The sequence below is a fragment of the Pseudomonas sp. GW821-FHT03E01 genome, assembly GCF_059420765.1.
Map to the genome: position 1 here is coordinate 640,186 of NZ_JBWKUI010000001.1, position 15,776 is coordinate 655,961.

Annotated in this window: 12 protein-coding genes; 11 read left to right on the plus strand and 1 reads right to left on the minus strand. The window is 61.8% G+C overall.

All coding sequences use genetic code 11. The features are described from left to right. Positions 1-156: 156 nt before the first annotated feature. The 3 genes from pdxR to AC07VO_RS02860 all read left to right on the plus strand — a co-directional run bounded on the left by pdxR (position 157) and on the right by AC07VO_RS02860 (position 2,712). Positions 157-1,590: a MocR-like pyridoxine biosynthesis transcription factor PdxR gene (pdxR, locus tag AC07VO_RS02850; protein ID WP_018926157.1), complete on the plus strand. Its 1,434-nt coding sequence runs from the start codon at positions 157-159 to the stop codon at positions 1,588-1,590. Positions 1,591-1,713: 123 nt separating this feature from the next. Then, positions 1,714-2,007, plus strand: coding sequence for a putative quinol monooxygenase (locus AC07VO_RS02855; RefSeq protein WP_018926158.1), 294 nt, complete (start codon positions 1,714-1,716; stop codon positions 2,005-2,007). Between the two features lie 285 nt (positions 2,008-2,292). Next, positions 2,293-2,712, plus strand: coding sequence for a cupin domain-containing protein (locus AC07VO_RS02860; RefSeq protein WP_192350704.1), 420 nt, complete (start codon positions 2,293-2,295; stop codon positions 2,710-2,712). A gap of 98 nt (positions 2,713-2,810) precedes the next feature. On the opposite strand, the gene AC07VO_RS02865 is transcribed toward AC07VO_RS02860, so the two are convergent. Continuing rightward, positions 2,811-7,718 (minus strand): NAD-glutamate dehydrogenase, encoded by a 4,908-nt coding sequence (locus AC07VO_RS02865; RefSeq protein ID WP_192350706.1) that lies wholly within the window; start codon positions 7,716-7,718, stop codon positions 2,811-2,813. Between AC07VO_RS02865 and AC07VO_RS02870 the strand changes: the two genes are divergently transcribed. From AC07VO_RS02870 to AC07VO_RS02905, 8 genes are all read left to right on the plus strand, one after another. After that, on the plus strand, positions 7,693-8,112 hold the full coding sequence (locus AC07VO_RS02870) for a hypothetical protein (protein ID WP_140393602.1): 420 nt from the start codon (positions 7,693-7,695) through the stop codon (positions 8,110-8,112). The two genes, AC07VO_RS02865 and AC07VO_RS02870, sit on opposite strands and share 26 nt — an antisense overlap. Before the next feature lie 121 nt (positions 8,113-8,233). Then, positions 8,234-8,587 (plus strand): hypothetical protein, encoded by a 354-nt coding sequence (locus AC07VO_RS02875; protein WP_086946140.1) that lies wholly within the window; start codon positions 8,234-8,236, stop codon positions 8,585-8,587. Positions 8,588-8,834: 247 nt separating this feature from the next. Beyond that, positions 8,835-9,794 carry an AAA family ATPase gene (locus AC07VO_RS02880; protein WP_007941298.1) on the plus strand — a complete coding sequence of 320 codons (960 nt, stop codon included), beginning with the start codon at positions 8,835-8,837 and terminating at the stop codon, positions 9,792-9,794. A 5-nt stretch (positions 9,795-9,799) separates the two neighbouring features. Next, complete coding sequence (locus AC07VO_RS02885) at positions 9,800-10,744, plus strand: DUF58 domain-containing protein (RefSeq protein WP_086946141.1); 945 nt, start codon at positions 9,800-9,802, stop codon at positions 10,742-10,744. Further along, entirely contained in the window at positions 10,741-11,235 is a 495-nt protein-coding gene (locus AC07VO_RS02890; protein WP_019579298.1) for a DUF4381 domain-containing protein, read from the plus strand. The genes AC07VO_RS02885 and AC07VO_RS02890 overlap by 4 nt, the downstream gene beginning before the upstream one ends. Next, positions 11,228-12,322 (plus strand): vWA domain-containing protein, encoded by a 1,095-nt coding sequence (locus tag AC07VO_RS02895; RefSeq protein ID WP_064618194.1) that lies wholly within the window; start codon positions 11,228-11,230, stop codon positions 12,320-12,322. The genes AC07VO_RS02890 and AC07VO_RS02895 overlap by 8 nt, the downstream gene beginning before the upstream one ends. Then, positions 12,319-14,055 (plus strand): vWA domain-containing protein, encoded by a 1,737-nt coding sequence (locus AC07VO_RS02900; RefSeq protein WP_086946142.1) that lies wholly within the window; start codon positions 12,319-12,321, stop codon positions 14,053-14,055. Before AC07VO_RS02895 ends, AC07VO_RS02900 begins: the two co-directional genes overlap by 4 nt. Further along, positions 14,052-15,692 (plus strand): BatD family protein, encoded by a 1,641-nt coding sequence (locus tag AC07VO_RS02905; RefSeq protein ID WP_086946143.1) that lies wholly within the window; start codon positions 14,052-14,054, stop codon positions 15,690-15,692. The genes AC07VO_RS02900 and AC07VO_RS02905 overlap by 4 nt, the downstream gene beginning before the upstream one ends. Positions 15,693-15,776 lie beyond the last annotated feature (84 nt).

Genomic DNA, 15,776 nt, shown 5'->3' on the forward strand with positions numbered 1-15,776 from the left:
CGAGCGTTACAGAGCCAATTCAGCGAAAAAGCCATGGACCGCCCGACAGAAGACCAATCGCCGGTTTTTCACCCACACAACTTCTGTGCAGTCACTCATGCAGGTAATCTGGCGCGACGCACAGTCGCCTCACAATCGCCCAGGAGCCCCGCCGGTATGGAACTTCACGTTGTCATCAACGGCCGCAAGGATCTGGCAGGCCAGCTGTACCGGCAACTGCGCAGCGCCATTGAATCCGGGCGCCTGGCAGCCGGCACGCAGCTGCCGCCCAGCCGTTTGCTGGCCGAACAACTGGGGATTTCGCGCAAGACCATTTCCGACACGTATGCGCAACTGACCTACGAAAACTTCCTCACCGGGGTGATCGGCAAAGGCACCTACGTCAATGCCCGGGCGGCAAAAGTCGTCCGTAAACAGAGCCATTCGGAATTGGCCAGCTTCGATGTCATCGAGAGCTGGCGCAAGTTGCCGACGTTCTTGCGCCACCCGACGCTGGAAGGCTCGCTGCGCTACGACTTTATCGGTGGTGCAACCAGCAAGGGCCAATTTCCGCAGGACGACTGGCGCCGTTGTACCTCCCATGCCTTGCGCCAGATCGCCGGCTCCAAGGGTTTCTACAGCCAGCCCGAAGGCCTGCCGGCGCTGCGCAATGCAATCGCACAGCACATCGCATTTTCCCGCGGGGTCAATTGTCGGGACGAAGACGTTGTGGTGTGCAATGGCGCGCAGCAAGCGCTGGACCTGATTTCCCGGGTGTTGACCCAACCGGGCAGCCTCGTGGCCATGGAGGACCCCGGTTACCCTCCTGCGCGCCTGTTGTTCGGGACTCATGGCGCAACGGTGGTCGGCGTGCCGGTCGATGCGCAAGGCATCCAGGTCGAGCACATTCCCGACGGCACGCGGCTGATTTATGTCACCCCCTCGCACCAGTTCCCCTTGGGCATGCCCATGAGCCACGAGCGTCGGCTGGCGCTGCTGGAGCGGGCCCACGAACTGGGGGCGATCATCATCGAGGACGATTACGACAGCGAGTTCCGCTATGAAGGACGGCCCACCGACTCGCTGCAAAGCCTGGATGAACGCGGCATCGTCGCCTACGTCGGCACCTTCTCGAAGACCCTGTTGCCGGAGTTGCGGCTGGGGTATGCGATTTTGCCGCCGGCGATTCTCGAAGCGGTGATCAGCGCCAAGCAACTCACCGACCGGCACACCTCCACCCTGCCCCAATGGGCGCTGGCCAAGTTCATCGCCGAAGGCTGTCTGCTCAAGCACATCCGGCGTTGCCACACGATTTACGCCGGGCGCCGCGAACGGATCCTGGCGAGGATGGCGGGCGACCTTTCGCCATGGTTCGAAGCGGTGCCGACCACGGCCGGGTTTCACATGGCGGTACTGTGCAAGGTGCCGGTCGATATTCCATTGGTGATCGAGCTCGCGAAAAAAGTCGAAGTGGGGCTCTATACCCTGGACGACTTTTTTTACCAGCAAACGCCACGGGCCGGGCTTTTCCTGGGATTCGGGGCGATCGAAACCCTGGACATCGACATCGCCCTGGACCGTTTGCGGGACATTTTGCAGCAGGTTGGTTGAGGGATTGGTCTGCGGTTTTATCCGGTGATTGGCTATTGGCGGCCCAAGGGGGCAGGCCTATCCTGCATGGGCGTTATCCCTCAATGAGCAGGATTCGTCCGGCCTGATTCAGGAGTGTGAGTAATGTCCAACCAAGTGTTCAACACTGTAAAGATACGAGCTGCCGCCGGTCGCTCGGACGAACTGGGCAAACAACTGCAAAAGATTGTCGACACCCTGCGCGAACTTCCGGGCTGTGACGGCTATATGGTCGACCGCTGCCCCGAAGACGACACCCGCTGGACGGTCAGCGCCCGCTGGCAATCGGAAGCGGCCATGCAAGCGCATTTCAATCGCCCCGAAGTGCAAGGCTTTATCGGCCTGATCGACAGCCGACTGGCCAATGCCGTCGACTTCAACAGCTTTCCTATCGTCTAAAACAAGATCAAAAGATCGCAGCCCCGTAGCAGCTGTCGAGCCTGCGAGGCTGCGTTCGGCTGCGAAGCAGTCGTGAGTCCAGCTGACGCGATCTGTCTGACGCACCGCGAGTTCTGATTTGACGACTGCTTCGCAGCCGAACGCAGCCTCGCAGGCTCGACAGCTGCTACAGGGAACGTAACATCAGTGATTGGTCCCCTCACCTTCCGGAAAATTGGCCGTTTGATTGCCCGACGGCGCGGCTTACCGTGGTCCCTGACGACTCACCACCACAGGTAATCAACCATGAATGCACTTCGTTTTTTTGCCGCCTCTCTCACCGCCCTGGCCCTGAGCGTTTCAGCCTCGGCATTCGCCGACAAAACCGCCGCCCCTTCGGAAAGTGTCACCATCCTGCAAGACCAGATGCTGAAAAACGCCCCCGGCAAAAAAGCCTTGATGATCGAAGTCGATTACCAGCCGGGCCAATCTTCCATTGCCCATAAACACCAGGGTACGGCCATGGCCTACGTGCTGTCAGGGGAGATCACCTCTCAAGTCAAAGGCGAAAAAGCGATTACCTACAAGGCTGGCGAATTCTGGTATGAGCCGGCCGGTTCGGAACATCTGGTCTCGAAAAATGCCAGCGCCACCCAACCCGCCAAGCTGTTGGTGTTCATGGTGTTGGCCCCGGATGAGAAAGTGTTGATTCCTTTGCAGAACTGATCGCTGAGGCGAAGAGGCCCGACCAGCCCCCCAAAAAACCGTCAGGCAAAAAAAAGCCCCGTCTCTCTCGAGACGGGGCTTTTTCATTCAACGCTCAATCAGGCAGCCGGTTCCAGCTCGGCACCCGCAGTAGCGGTGATAACGGCAGGTACTACCGTTTGACCGCTCAACGCGACATCCAGCAATTCACGGTTGGCCACCGCGTACATGGCGTAATCAGTGCCACTGGCGGCACGGATTTCCACCAGCATGGCGCGCCAGCGTTCGATCATGCCTTCGTTCTGCTCCATCCACAGCTCCAGGCGTGTTTCCACGTCCTGGGTGCCGTCGCCCTGTTGCAGGACCGAGATGGTGATCGCACGTTGTTGCCAGTCGACGTCATCGCGGAACGCTTCACGGGCCAGGGCTTGCCAGTTGTTTTCAACCGGCAGGGCGCTGATCTGTTGCAGGTACCAGGTGATGTCCAGCGCACTGCCCACGGCGAAGTAGGCCTTGGCCACATCTGCTGGATCCTGGCCGGTCACGTCGGAGGCTTCGATGATCGGCAGCAGGGTGTACAGGTGCGTGGTGCCAGCCACCATGCGTGCCAGCAACTCCGGCACACCGGCTTCGACGTACGCCTGATAGCGAGCCTGCCAGGTGTCGCGAATCTCGCCACTGAGCAGTTCGTCAAGCTTGAGGCCCAACTCCTTCAGGTGCGGACCGAAATGCGCGACGTCACGGGCGGCGTTCTGCTCGTTGCGGCGGGCACGCAGGAACCAGCGCGTAGCGCGACGGCCCAGACGCATCAGCTCGTCCATCAGCTCCAGTTGTACGTCGGCCGAGACCTGATAATCCAGGGCTTCGATCTGACGGAACCAGTGCGGGAGGTGGAAAATGTCACGCACGATCACATACGCACCGGCCACGTTCGCCGGGCTCATGCCGGTCGACTCTTTGAGCCGTTGAACGAAGGTGATGCCCATGTGGTTGACCAGATCGTTGGCGATCTGGGTGCTGACGATTTCGCGCTTCAGGCGGTGACGGCGCATGGCGACAGAGAACTTGCTGACCAGCGTCGGCGGGAAAGCGGTTTCCATGTCGCGGGTCAGGTAGTCGTCGTCCGGCACCAGGGAGCCCAGCAACTGCTCCTTGAGGTCGATCTTGCTGTAGGAGATCAGCACCGACAGCTCGGCACGGGTCAGGCCATGGCCTGCCGCGACGCGCTCGTTGATCGCGTCTTCCGACGGCAGGAACTCGATGGCGCGATCCAGCTTGCCACGGGCTTCCAGATCGTTCATCAGGCGCTTGTATTCAGCGATCCGCGGCAAGGCACGACGGGCCGCCAGGGACAGTGCCTGGGTCTGCTTGTAGTTGTTGCCCAACACCAGGCCACCGACTTCGTCGGTCATGCTCGCCAGCAACTGGTTACGTTGCTTGTCGGTCATGTCGCCGGCCTGAACCACTTCGTTCAGCAGGATCTTGATGTTCACTTCGTGGTCGGAGCAGTCCACGCCACCGGCGTTGTCAATGAAGTCGGTGTTGGAACCGCCGCCATTGAGGCCGAACTCGACGCGACCCAGTTGGGTCATGCCCAGGTTACCGCCCTCGCCCACAACCTTGCAGCGCAGTTCGTTACCGTTCACGCGCAGTGCATCGTTGGCCTTGTCGCCGACATCGGCGTGGCTTTCGCTGCTGGCTTTGACGTACGTGCCGATACCGCCATTCCACAACAGGTCTACCGGTGCCTTGAGCAAGGCATTGAGCAGTTCGGTCGGGGTCAGCTTGTCGGCCTGAATGTCGAAGCGCTCTTTCATCTGCTCGGAGATGGCAATGCTCTTCGCGCTACGGGAGAAGATACCGCCGCCTTCGGACATGATGCTGGTGTCGTAATCCGACCAGGCCGAACGCGGCAGGTCGAACAGGCGCTGACGCTCGGCGAAGCTGCTGGCAGGCTCCGGGTTCGGGTCGATGAAGATGTGCAGGTGGTTGAAGGCTGCGACCAGTTGCAGCTTGTCGGACATCAGCAAGCCGTTACCGAACACGTCACCGGCCATGTCGCCGACGCCTACCACGGTGATGCTGTCTTCCTGGACGTTGATACCGCGTTCGCGGAAGTGGCGTTGTACGCCGACCCACGCGCCCTTGGCGGTGATACCCATTTTCTTGTGGTCGTAACCGGCGGAACCGCCAGATGCGAACGCGTCGCCGAGCCAGAAGCCGTAGTCGATGGCGATACCGTTGGCGATGTCGGAGAAGGTCGCAGTGCCCTTGTCCGCCGCCACCACCAGGTACGGGTCATCGTCGTCATGGCGCACGACGTTGGCCGGTGGTACCAGCGCACCGTCTTTCAGGTTGTCGGTGATGTCCAACAGGCCCGAGATGAAGATGCGGTAGCAGGCGATGCCCTCGGCCGCGATCTCGTCACGGCTGCCGCCCAGTGGCAGGCGACGCGGCAGGAAGCCACCCTTCGCACCCACCGGCACGATGACCGAGTTCTTCACTTGCTGGGCTTTTACCAGGCCCAGGACTTCGGTGCGGAAGTCTTCTTCACGGTCGGACCAGCGCAGACCGCCGCGAGCCACGTTGCCGAAGCGCAGGTGCACGCCTTCGACGCGCGGCGAGTAAACGAAGATTTCGAACTTCGGAACCGGCTTCGGCAGCTCTGGAATCTGGTGCGGGTTGAACTTGAAGCTGAAGTAGGACTTGTTCTGACCGTGAGCATCGGTCTGGTAGAAGTTGGTCCGCAGGGTCGCCTTGATCAGGTCCAGGTAACGACGCAGGATGCGGTCTTCGTTGAGCACCTGAACATCGTCCAGTGCGCTCAGAATCGCGTGTTCCAGGCGTTGTTGCTTGTCTTCCAGGTCGTCACTGGCCAGCTTGCGCGCCAGGTAGAAACGGGTTTTGAACAACCGGGTCAACTCGCGAGCGATGTCGGTGTGGTTGTTCAGGGTGCTGGCGATGTAACCCAGGTCGAAGCCCAGACGGATCTGCTTCATGTAACGGGCATAGGCGCGCAGCAGCGCCACGTCGCGCCATGGCAGGCCTGCGGTCAGTACCAGACGGTTGAACGCATCGTTCTCGGCATCGCCACGCACGATGTGGACGAAGGCGTCCTGCAAGGTGTCGTTGAGTTGCTGGATGTCGAGTTCCAGGCCTTCGGCAGCCGTGAACGCAAAGTCGTGAATCCAGAACTCGCGACCGCTGTTGTGGCGCAGGCGATACGGGAATTCACCCAGTACGCGCAGGCCGAGGTTTTCCAGGATCGGCAACACATCAGACAACGCCAGCGGCGTGTCGGCGTGATACAGCTTGCAGTGCAGCTCACGTTGGCCCGATACCTGACCCAGCGGCTGATAGAAGCTCATCACCAGCGGATTCTTTTCGCTCAGGCTCAGCAGGTGCTGCATGTCGACCACAGCCGAGTGGGCGGCGAAGCGCTCGCGGTAACCAGCCGGGAAGCCTTTCGGGAAGTCGGCCAGCACGTTGGTGCCCTGGGCTTCGCCGAAGCTCTCGACCACCAGGCTGGCGTAGTCGTCCTGCCAGCTGCGGCAGGCCTGCACCACTTCTTTTTCCAGCAGAACCGGGTCGATGTCCAGACGGTTCTTCGGGTCGACCCGCAGAATCAGCTGCACACGGGCCAGCACGGATTCGGAGAAGAAGGTCCAGAACTCGCAGTCAGAGGCTTTCAGACGATCCATCAGCACTTGCTGGATCTTCTGGCGCACTTCGGTGGAGTAGATGTCACGCGGCACATAGGCCAGGCAGTAGCAGAAACGACCGTACGGGTCTTTGCGCAGGAATACACGGATCTTGTTGCGTTCCTGGATCTGCACGATCGACATCACGGTGGCGAACAACTCATCCACCGGCGTCTGGAACAGGTCATCGCGAGGCAACACTTCAAGTACCTGGGCCAGTTCCTTGCCCAAGTGAGCCTTGGCCTGGAAGCCCGAGCGCTGCTCGATGATCTCGACCTTGCGACGGATGTAAGGAATGACCCGCACGCTTTCGCCATACACCGACGAGGTGTACAGGCCCATGAAGCGGCATTCCTTGACGACCTTGCCGTTGGCATCGATCTGGCGGATCGACACGTAGTCCGGGTAGGCCGGACGGTGGACACGGCTTGGGTGTGCCGCCTTGGCGAACGACAGCGGCGTCGGTTCACGCAGATAGTTGACGGCGTAGTCTTCGATGCGCAGGTCATCGACGGTCAGGCCGGCGCGCAGCAGCTTGGTCAGGCCGAGGAACGAGCTCTGGTCATAGTCGATGTGACCGCCGTTCTGATCCTCGCCCACCACGAACTCTTCGTAGCCCAGGAAGGTGAAGTGGTTGCCCACCAACCATTCCAGGAAGCTCTTGATTTCGGATTTTTCTTCGGCGTCGATGGCGAACTGGCTATTGTCGATGCCTTCGATCAGCTCCTGGACCTTGGCTTTCATCGGTTCGAAATCGGCGACCGCAACGCGGACTTCACCGAGAACCTGCTCCAGCTCTTTGGTCAGGACATTCAATTCGGCCGTGTTGGCGCAACGGTCGATTTCCAGGTACATCAGCGATTCTTGCAGAATGCCTTCACCCTGGGTGCCTTTCGGCAGGATTTCCAACAGCTCACCCTTGCTGCCGCGACGCACGCTCAGCACAGTGGTTTGCAGGGTATGAATGCTGTAGCCGCGACGGTTCAGCTCGGTACGCACCGAATCCACCAGGAATGGCAGATCGTGGTGCAGCACTTCGACCGCGGTGTGGGTCGACTGCCAGCCGTGGCGTTCGTAATCGGGGTTGTAGACACGCACTTGCGATTGAGCGTGATCGAAGCGCTCAAGCAGGCGCCATGCAGAAAGGGTGCAACCGGCGAGGTCGGACAACCGACGTTGGGTCAGCTCGTCGAGGGAAATGATGCCGAAAAATTGTTCGGCGAACAGCGCCACTTGTGGCAGTGCCTGTTCACTGATGTGCTGCGCCAGTGCCGCTTGCAGTTGGTGCTGGAAGTCGGCTTTGCTGGCTGCGGTGAAGAACGCCATCTGTGGTACTCCGCTTGGGCTTGTTATTGATGGAAGCGTCGCGTGCAAACCCCTTTCGGGGCAATCCGTCACCCTGTTCCTGATTCTCGGGCAGAGGAAACAGGACGACAGTTGGGTGAAGCTGGACGAGACACTCAGGTCACATTCACCTTCCATTGAATGGGCATCTGCAAAAACGACTGGCGGGGCTACCATCGCAGCCATCGTCAATGCCTTTACGGGTGCTCATCCGTTGCGCAGCTTAACCAGTGCGGCAAGGGCCGTGCTTGCAGCGCTGCGACATATTCGGTCATCGGCACGTAACTCGTGGCATGCGCCTCGAACAACACTAGCAGCCGTGCAGGAAAACGGGCGTTTTATGCCCGGATTTACGGCACCTTCGTACCAGAAATGACTCGAGACGCATCGGATGTTCACAACACATCCTCTGACACTCAGCCAAGCAGAAATTCCCCAGGGCTGGCAGAATTGCCGTTTGTTGTGTTCACAACGCTCGCCGAGCCAGGATTTCCCCCATGCAAATCACAACCGATCTCTTGATCGTCAACCCGTGCGATGACGAAGAAGACAATCTGGCCATGCTCTGCTGCACCAGTGCCGAGGGCGAAATGTTCCTGATGAGCCGCTTTCCGGACGAGGACGAGCTGGAGATCATCTTCCACGACAAGCCTTCGGCCCTGGATGGCGTGAAAGTCACCCTCAGCCCTGACCGTCTGCTGATCGAAATCGCCGCCGTGGACGCCGATGCGCTGGGTGGCAATGATTCGCTGGAAATCCTGCACAGTACCGATGCCAGCGATCTGGCTGAGGTGGAAGAAACCTTGCAGAACATCCTCAATGGGATTGGTACTTACATCAGCGAAATCTGATGGCGGTTTAGTGATCGTTCCCACGCTCTGCGTGGGGATGCAGCCTGTGACGCTCTGCGTCACGATTTTAAAGCGGGACGCAGAGCGTCCGGTGATGCATTCCCACGCAGAGCGTGGGAACGAGCGTTAATCCGCACATTTCTACAAAATGCCGTTAGTCGGCGCCCCCCGCGATGGATTAAAGTAACGCCCCCAGCCCTGGCGTTATTCGAACGTCTTCGGTCACCCTTTCCAGGAACAGTCATCGATGGAACATCGTGAAGCGCTGCTCGCGCTGCGAACCTTTCTTTCAACGCAGATTCTCGGCCAGGAAAAACTCATCGAGCGCTTGCTCATCGCCTTGCTCGCCGACGGTCACATGCTGGTCGAGGGCGCCCCGGGGCTGGCCAAGACCAAGGCCATCAAAGAACTCGCCGAAGGCATCGAAGCACAGTTCCATCGCATCCAGTTCACCCCCGACCTGCTGCCGGCCGACATCACCGGCACGGAAATCTATCGCCCGGAAACCGGCAGCTTCGTGTTCCAGCAAGGCCCGATCTTCCATAACCTGGTGCTGGCGGACGAAATCAACCGTGCCCCGGCCAAGGTCCAGTCGGCCCTGCTCGAAGCCATGGGCGAACGCCAGGTCAGCGTCGGGCGCAGCACCTACGAGCTGTCGCCGCTGTTTCTGGTCATGGCCACGCAAAACCCCATCGAGCAGGAAGGCACCTACCCGTTGCCCGAAGCCCAGCTCGACCGGTTCCTGATGCACGTGAAAATCGGCTTCCCCGACGCCACCGTCGAACGACGGATTCTGCAACAGGCCCGTGGCGAAGCACTGCACGGCGAAACCAAACCTGAACGCCGGGTCAGCCAGCAGGCGATCTTCGCCGCGCGCAAGGAAATCCTCGGGTTGTACATGGCCGACGCCGTGGAGGAATACCTGGTGCAACTGGTCATGGCCACCCGGATCCCGGCCAAGTTCGACCCGGAAATGGCCGAATGGATCGCCTACGGCGCCAGTCCACGCGGCTCCATCGCCCTCGACCGTTGCGCCCGGGCGCATGCCTGGCTGGCCGGTCGCGACTTCGTCAGCCCCGAAGACATTCAGGCGGTGCTGTTCGATGTGTTGCGTCACCGCATCATTCTTTCCTTTGAAGCCGAAGCCGCTGGCATCGACCAGGACCGGGTGGTCCAGCGGATTCTCGACGTCGTAGCCGTCGCTTGACCCCGATGAACACCCTTCTGCCGCCCGAGCCGGGCATCCGCATCAGCCTCGCCGAGCTGATCGAGATGCGCCATCGTGTGCGCGAAGTGCAGCTGTTTTCCACGCCGAGCCAGCGCAGCCCGCTGATCGGCCTGCACCACTCCAAACTGCGCGGGCGCGGGGTGGACTTCGATCAGGTGCGGGTCTATCAGGCCGGCGATGATGTGCGCAGCATCGACTGGCGCGTCACCGCCCGGACCCAGGAACCGCACACCAAGCTGTTCCATGAGGAGCGCGAACGACCGATTTTCATCATGGTTGAACAGAGCCGTCGGCTGTTTTTCGGCTCCGGGTTGATGTTCAAGTCGGTGCTGGCCGCCCAGGCCGCGAGCCTGATTGGCTGGGCCGCGCTGGGGCATAACGACCGGGTCGGCGGGCTGGTGTTCGGCGACAACGAGCATTACGAAATCAAGCCGCGACGCAGTAAGCAGAGCCTGCTGCAACTGCTCAACCGGCTGGTGCGGGTCAATCAATCGCTGCACGCCGAGCGCGAACCTGACCGCGACGCCTTCGGCATAGCCCTGCGCCGCGCCCGGGAAGTGCTGCGCCCCGGCAGCCTGGTGATTGTGATCTGCGACGAACGCGCCTTGTCCGACAGTGCCGAGCAGCAACTGAGCCTGTTGTCGCGCCATTGCGACCTGTTGCTGCTGCCGGTGTCCGACCCGCTGGATCACGCCCTGCCCGCCGCCGGCCTGCTTCGCTTTGCCGAACACGGCGCGCAACTGGAACTCGACACCTTGAATTTCGACCTGCGCCAGGCCTATCGCGCCCAAGCGGAAGCACGCATTGACCGCTGGGAGCTGCTGGCGCAGAAGCTGCGGGTGTTGCTGATGCCGTTGAGCACCCAAAGCGAAATGGTCGAGCAATTGCGTGAATACCTGAACCCACAACGTCCGGGGAAAGGTCGATGAGCAGCCTCGATCAACTGCAACCGCTGATTTCCCCGCCACCGATCGGCTTCTGGCCGCCGGCACCGGGCTGGTGGCTGCTGCTGTTGTTGCTGCCGCTGATCGGTTTCGGCGTATGGCAGTTGCGACGCTTCATTCCGGACAAGCGCCCTGTCGTGCGCGCTGAACAACCGCTGGACCCGGTGCGCCTCGCCGCCCTGGCCGAACTCGCGCTGATGCCCAAACCCTACGACGGCGCCCCGGCCGGTGCCTGGCTGCAGCAACTCAACGGTTTGCTCAAACGCCTGTGCCGCAACCATTACCCCTACAGCCAGAGCCACACCCTCAACGGCCGCCAATGGCTGGCGTTCCTTGATAACCGCTGCCCGGCTGCCGGCCTCACGCGCTGGATGGTGCTGGTGGAAGGTGCCTACAAGCCCGAATGCAAACTCGACGACAAGGCCATCGCCGGCCTGACTCAAGCCGTCGACACCTGGATTCGCAAACATGTTTGAGTTCGCCTGGCCGTGGATTTTCGCCCTGCTGCCGCTACCGTGGCTGATGCGGGTGCTGTTGCCAGTGGCCGACAGTGGCGAACCGGCGCTCAAGGTGAGCTTCCTCAGCGACCTCGAAGGCCTCGCTCGCCGCCGCGCCCGGGCCAACCTGCCGACCTGGCGCCAGCAAGCCCCGTTCATTCTGATGTGGCTATTGCTGCTGATCGCCGCGGCGCGCCCGCAATGGCTCGGCGAACCGCTACCGATTGCCGCCAGTGGCCGCGATTTGCTGGTGGCGGTGGACGTCTCCGGCTCAATGGACTTCCCCGACATGCAGTGGCAGGACGAAGACGTCAGCCGACTGTCACTGGTGCAACATTTGCTCGGTGATTTTCTCGAAAGTCGCGATGGCGACCGGGTCGGGTTGATCCTGTTCGGCAGCCAGGCCTATCTGCAAGCGCCGCTGACCTTCGACCGCCATACCGTGCGTGTCTGGCTCGACGAAGCGCGAATCGGTATTGCCGGCAAGAACACCGCCATCGGCGACGCCATCGGCCTGGCCCTCAAACGCCTGCGCCAACGCCCGGCACAAAGCCGCGTGCTGATTCTGGTCACCGACGGTGCCAACAATGGCGGCGAAATCGATCCGCTGACAGCCGCACGCCTGGCGGCGAATGAAGGCGTAAAAATCTACCCGATCGGCATTGGCGCCGACCCGGAACAAAGCGGCACCCTGGGCTTCCTGGGCATCAACCCGAGCCTGGACCTCGACGAGCCGGCCTTGAAAGCCATTGCCCAAGCCACCGGAGGCCAGTATTTCCGCGCCCGCGACGGCCAGGAATTGCAGGCGATCAAGACCACCCTCGACAAACTGGAACCGGTAGCCCAGCAACCTACGCAGGCCCGTCCGGCCCAGGCGTTGTATCACTGGCCTCTGGCGATGGCGCTGCTGTTGAGCATGCTGCTGGTGATCCGTGAGCGCTGGCCGGATAACCCGTTGCAACGTCTATTCACCAAGAAGCTGTTTACCAAAGAGCGGTTTCTGCATACGCAACTGCCCGACTGGCGTCAGCGCCTCAAACGCCTGCGTCTGCGGAGGCGCCGATGATCGCTCTCTGGCCATACTGGTTCCGCCCTTGGTGGCTGCTATTGCTGCCGTTGCTGGGCTGGTTGCTCTGGCAACTCTGGCACCGGCAGAAGCGCGCGGGTCGCTGGCAAATGATTCTGCCACCGGCCTTCCATGCCGCCTTGCTCAGTGGTGGCAGCGGTCGCGAGAGCAAACTGCCGTGGGTCGCCCTGGGCCTGGCCTGGGTGCTGACCGTGCTGGCCCTGCTGGGGCCGAGCTGGCAACGCGTTGAGCAAACCGGCCAGAAACCCGCTGACCCGCTGGTGGTGCTGCTTGAGTTGACCCCGGAAATGCTTGCCGCCGACGTGGTGCCAAACCGGCTGGAACAGGCCCGGCGCAAACTGCTGGATCTGCTGCAAAACCGCAGCGACGCGCAGACCGCCATCGTCGTCTACGCCGGCAGCGCCCATACGCTGGTGCCACTGTCGGATGACCTGTCGACCAGCCGCAATCTTTTGGATGCGCTCAAGCCGTCGCTGATGCCCCAGGCCGGTCATCGCGCCGATCTGGCGGTGGCCAAGGCCCTGACGCTGCTGGATCAGGGAGCCCTTGGCCAGGGGCGGATCCTGCTGATCGGTTCGTCGCTGACGGAACACGAACGCCAAGGGATTCGTCAGGCGCTGGACGCCAAGTCCACACAATTTCTGATGCTCGGCATCGGTACCGCCGAAGGTGCGCCGGTCGCGCAGGACGACGGCAGTTTCCTCAAGGACGATCAGGGCGCGATTCTGGTGCCGCATCTGGACGGCCCCAGCCTGAAAGCCTTTGCCAATGGCCTGGGTGGAGGTTACGCCCAGGCACGCCTGGACGATGCCGACCTGCGCGACCTCGGCCTGCTCGACGGCCCACGGGACCTGCGCAACGACGGCCAGACGTTGCGCCTCGACACCTGGGCCGATCAAGGCTACTGGCTGCTGCTGCCATTGTTGTTGCTGGCCGCCTGTGCCGGGCGTCGCGGCTGGCTGTTCTGCTTGCCGCTGCTGTTCCTGCTGCCGCAACCGAGTTATGCCTTCGATTTCGAAGACTTGTGGCTGCGGCCCGATCAGCAGGGTTTGCACTTGCTCAAACAAAAGCGCCCTGCCGAAGCCGCGCAGCATTTCGAAGACCCGCAATGGCAAGGTGTGGCGCTCTATGAAGCTGGCGACTACAGTGGCGCCGCCCAGCGGTTTGCCCAAGGCAACGACGCCCACGCCCACTACAATCGGGGTAACGCGCTGGCCAAAAGCGGCGAACTGGAAGCGGCGCTGGATGCTTATGAGCAAGCGCTGGAGCTTCAGCCAGACCTGCGCCCGGCGCTGACCAACAAGGCACTGGTGGAAACGCTGCTCAAGCAGAAAACCGCTACACCGCCCGTCGAGCCGGACAAAACCGCCGAGGGCGAAACCGAAACCATGCCTCAGGAACCGCCACCGGGCAGCGCCACCCAGCCGAGCGATGGCGAGCCGAAAACCGATGCCCAACAGGCCGCGCCGGACGCCGAGCAGCCGCCCACGGCACCACCGCAATCGGGCGCCAATGAAGTTCCGGGCAGCGAATTGGGGGATGAACAAAGCACCACGCCACCACGGCGCCCCGCCAGCGACATGCTCGAAGGCGAACAGCAACAGGCGCTGGAGCAATGGTTGCGCAAGATCCCGGATGACCCCGGCGAACTGCTCAGGCGCAAATTCTGGTACGAACAGCAACAACATCAGGATCAGGGAAAAACTCGATGACCCGCTTCACCGCCTTCTTGCTTGCACTGCTTCTGTGGACCGTTCAGGCCCAGGCCGCGGAGCTGGTCGCCAGTGTCGATCGCAGTCGCCTGAGTTCCGGGGAGACGGTCGAACTGACTCTGGAATCCAGCGACGTGACCCAGTTCGGCAAACCCGACCTGACTCCGCTGGAGCCGCAGTTCGAGGTGCGCGGTACCCGTCAGGTCAACCAACCGAACACCCTCAACGGCAACACTCAAGCGACCACCCGCTGGATCATCACCCTACTGCCCCGGCAGAACGGCAGTGTGGTAATTCCGTCACTGCAACTGGGCGAGGCGCAGAGCCAACCGATTACCGTGCAGGTGATCGAAAGCGAAACCCAGGACAGCAGCAACACGCTTGCGCCGGTGTTCATCGAAGCCAGCCTCGACCAAAACAGCGTCTATGTGCAGGCTCAGGCGATCCTGACCTTGCGCATTTATCATTCGGTGTCGCTGTACGACGACAGCAGCCTGACCCCGTTGCAGATTCCCGATGCGCGCATCGAACAACTGGGCGAGTCGCGCACCTACGAGAAAGCCATCAACGGTTTGCGCCACGGCGTGATCGAAATGCGCTACGCGATCTACCCACAGCACAGCGGTGTATTGACCATTCCGGCGCAAGTGTTCAGTGCCACACTGGTCGATGCCCAACCGTCCCAGGACGGATCGCCCCAGGGGCCAAAACCGGGCAAATTGATGCGCGTCAGTTCCACCGAGATTCCGCTGACGGTCAAGGCCAAGCCCGGCAGTTATCCAGCCGATGTTCCCTGGCTACCGGCCCGCAGCCTGAGCCTGAGTGAAAGCTGGAGCCCGGAACCGGATCATGCGCAGGTCGGCGACTCGCTGACCCGCAGCCTGACCTTGAGCGCCGAAGGCCTCGCCAGCTCTCAACTGCCACCGTTGCCCGCCACCGAGATCAACGGCCTGCGGCGCTACCCGGATCAACCGGTGCTGAGCAACCAGAGCGGAGAGCGTGGCTTGGTCGGCAGTCGCGAGGACCGTGAAGCCCTGGTGCCGACCCGCACCGGCGACATCGACTTGCCGAGCGTTGAAGTGATCTGGTGGAACACCTTCGAGGATCATCTGGAACACACCAGCCTGCCGGCCCGCACGCTGCAAGTGGCGAGCAATCCGAGCCTGATCGTCGACACCCCGGCGAGCAGCCCGCTGGTGATGTCCGGCGCCAGCAACGAAGCCCTTTGGTGGTGGAAACTCAGCACGGCAATTCTGGCCTGCACCACCCTGCTGGGCTTCGGCCTCTGGTGGCGCGCCCGCTCGCAACCGGCAGTCCTGCGGGCAGCGCAGACCGGCCCGAGCCCACGCACGCTGCTCGACGACCTCAAACGCGCCTGCCAGGCCAACGACACCCACGCCACCCGCCAGGCCCTCGACGCCTGGGCCCGGCAACAACCGGAAACCCTGGCCGACATGGCCGCCCGCTTCGTGCCGCTGTCCGATGCCCTCGACGGCCTGAACGGCGCGCTCTACAGCGAAACCGGCCAGTACTGGCAAGGCGAAGAACTCTGGCGCGCCATCCGGGCGATCCCGACGGCCGAAGGGTTTCAAGGCGTGGTCGGCGACAGCGGGTTGCCGCCGCTTTATCCCAAATAATCACTGGACCTTGTGGCGAGGGAGCTTGTCGGATCGCCGCACTGTCCCGTTCGGCTGCGCAGCAGTCGCAAATGGCTGATGCGC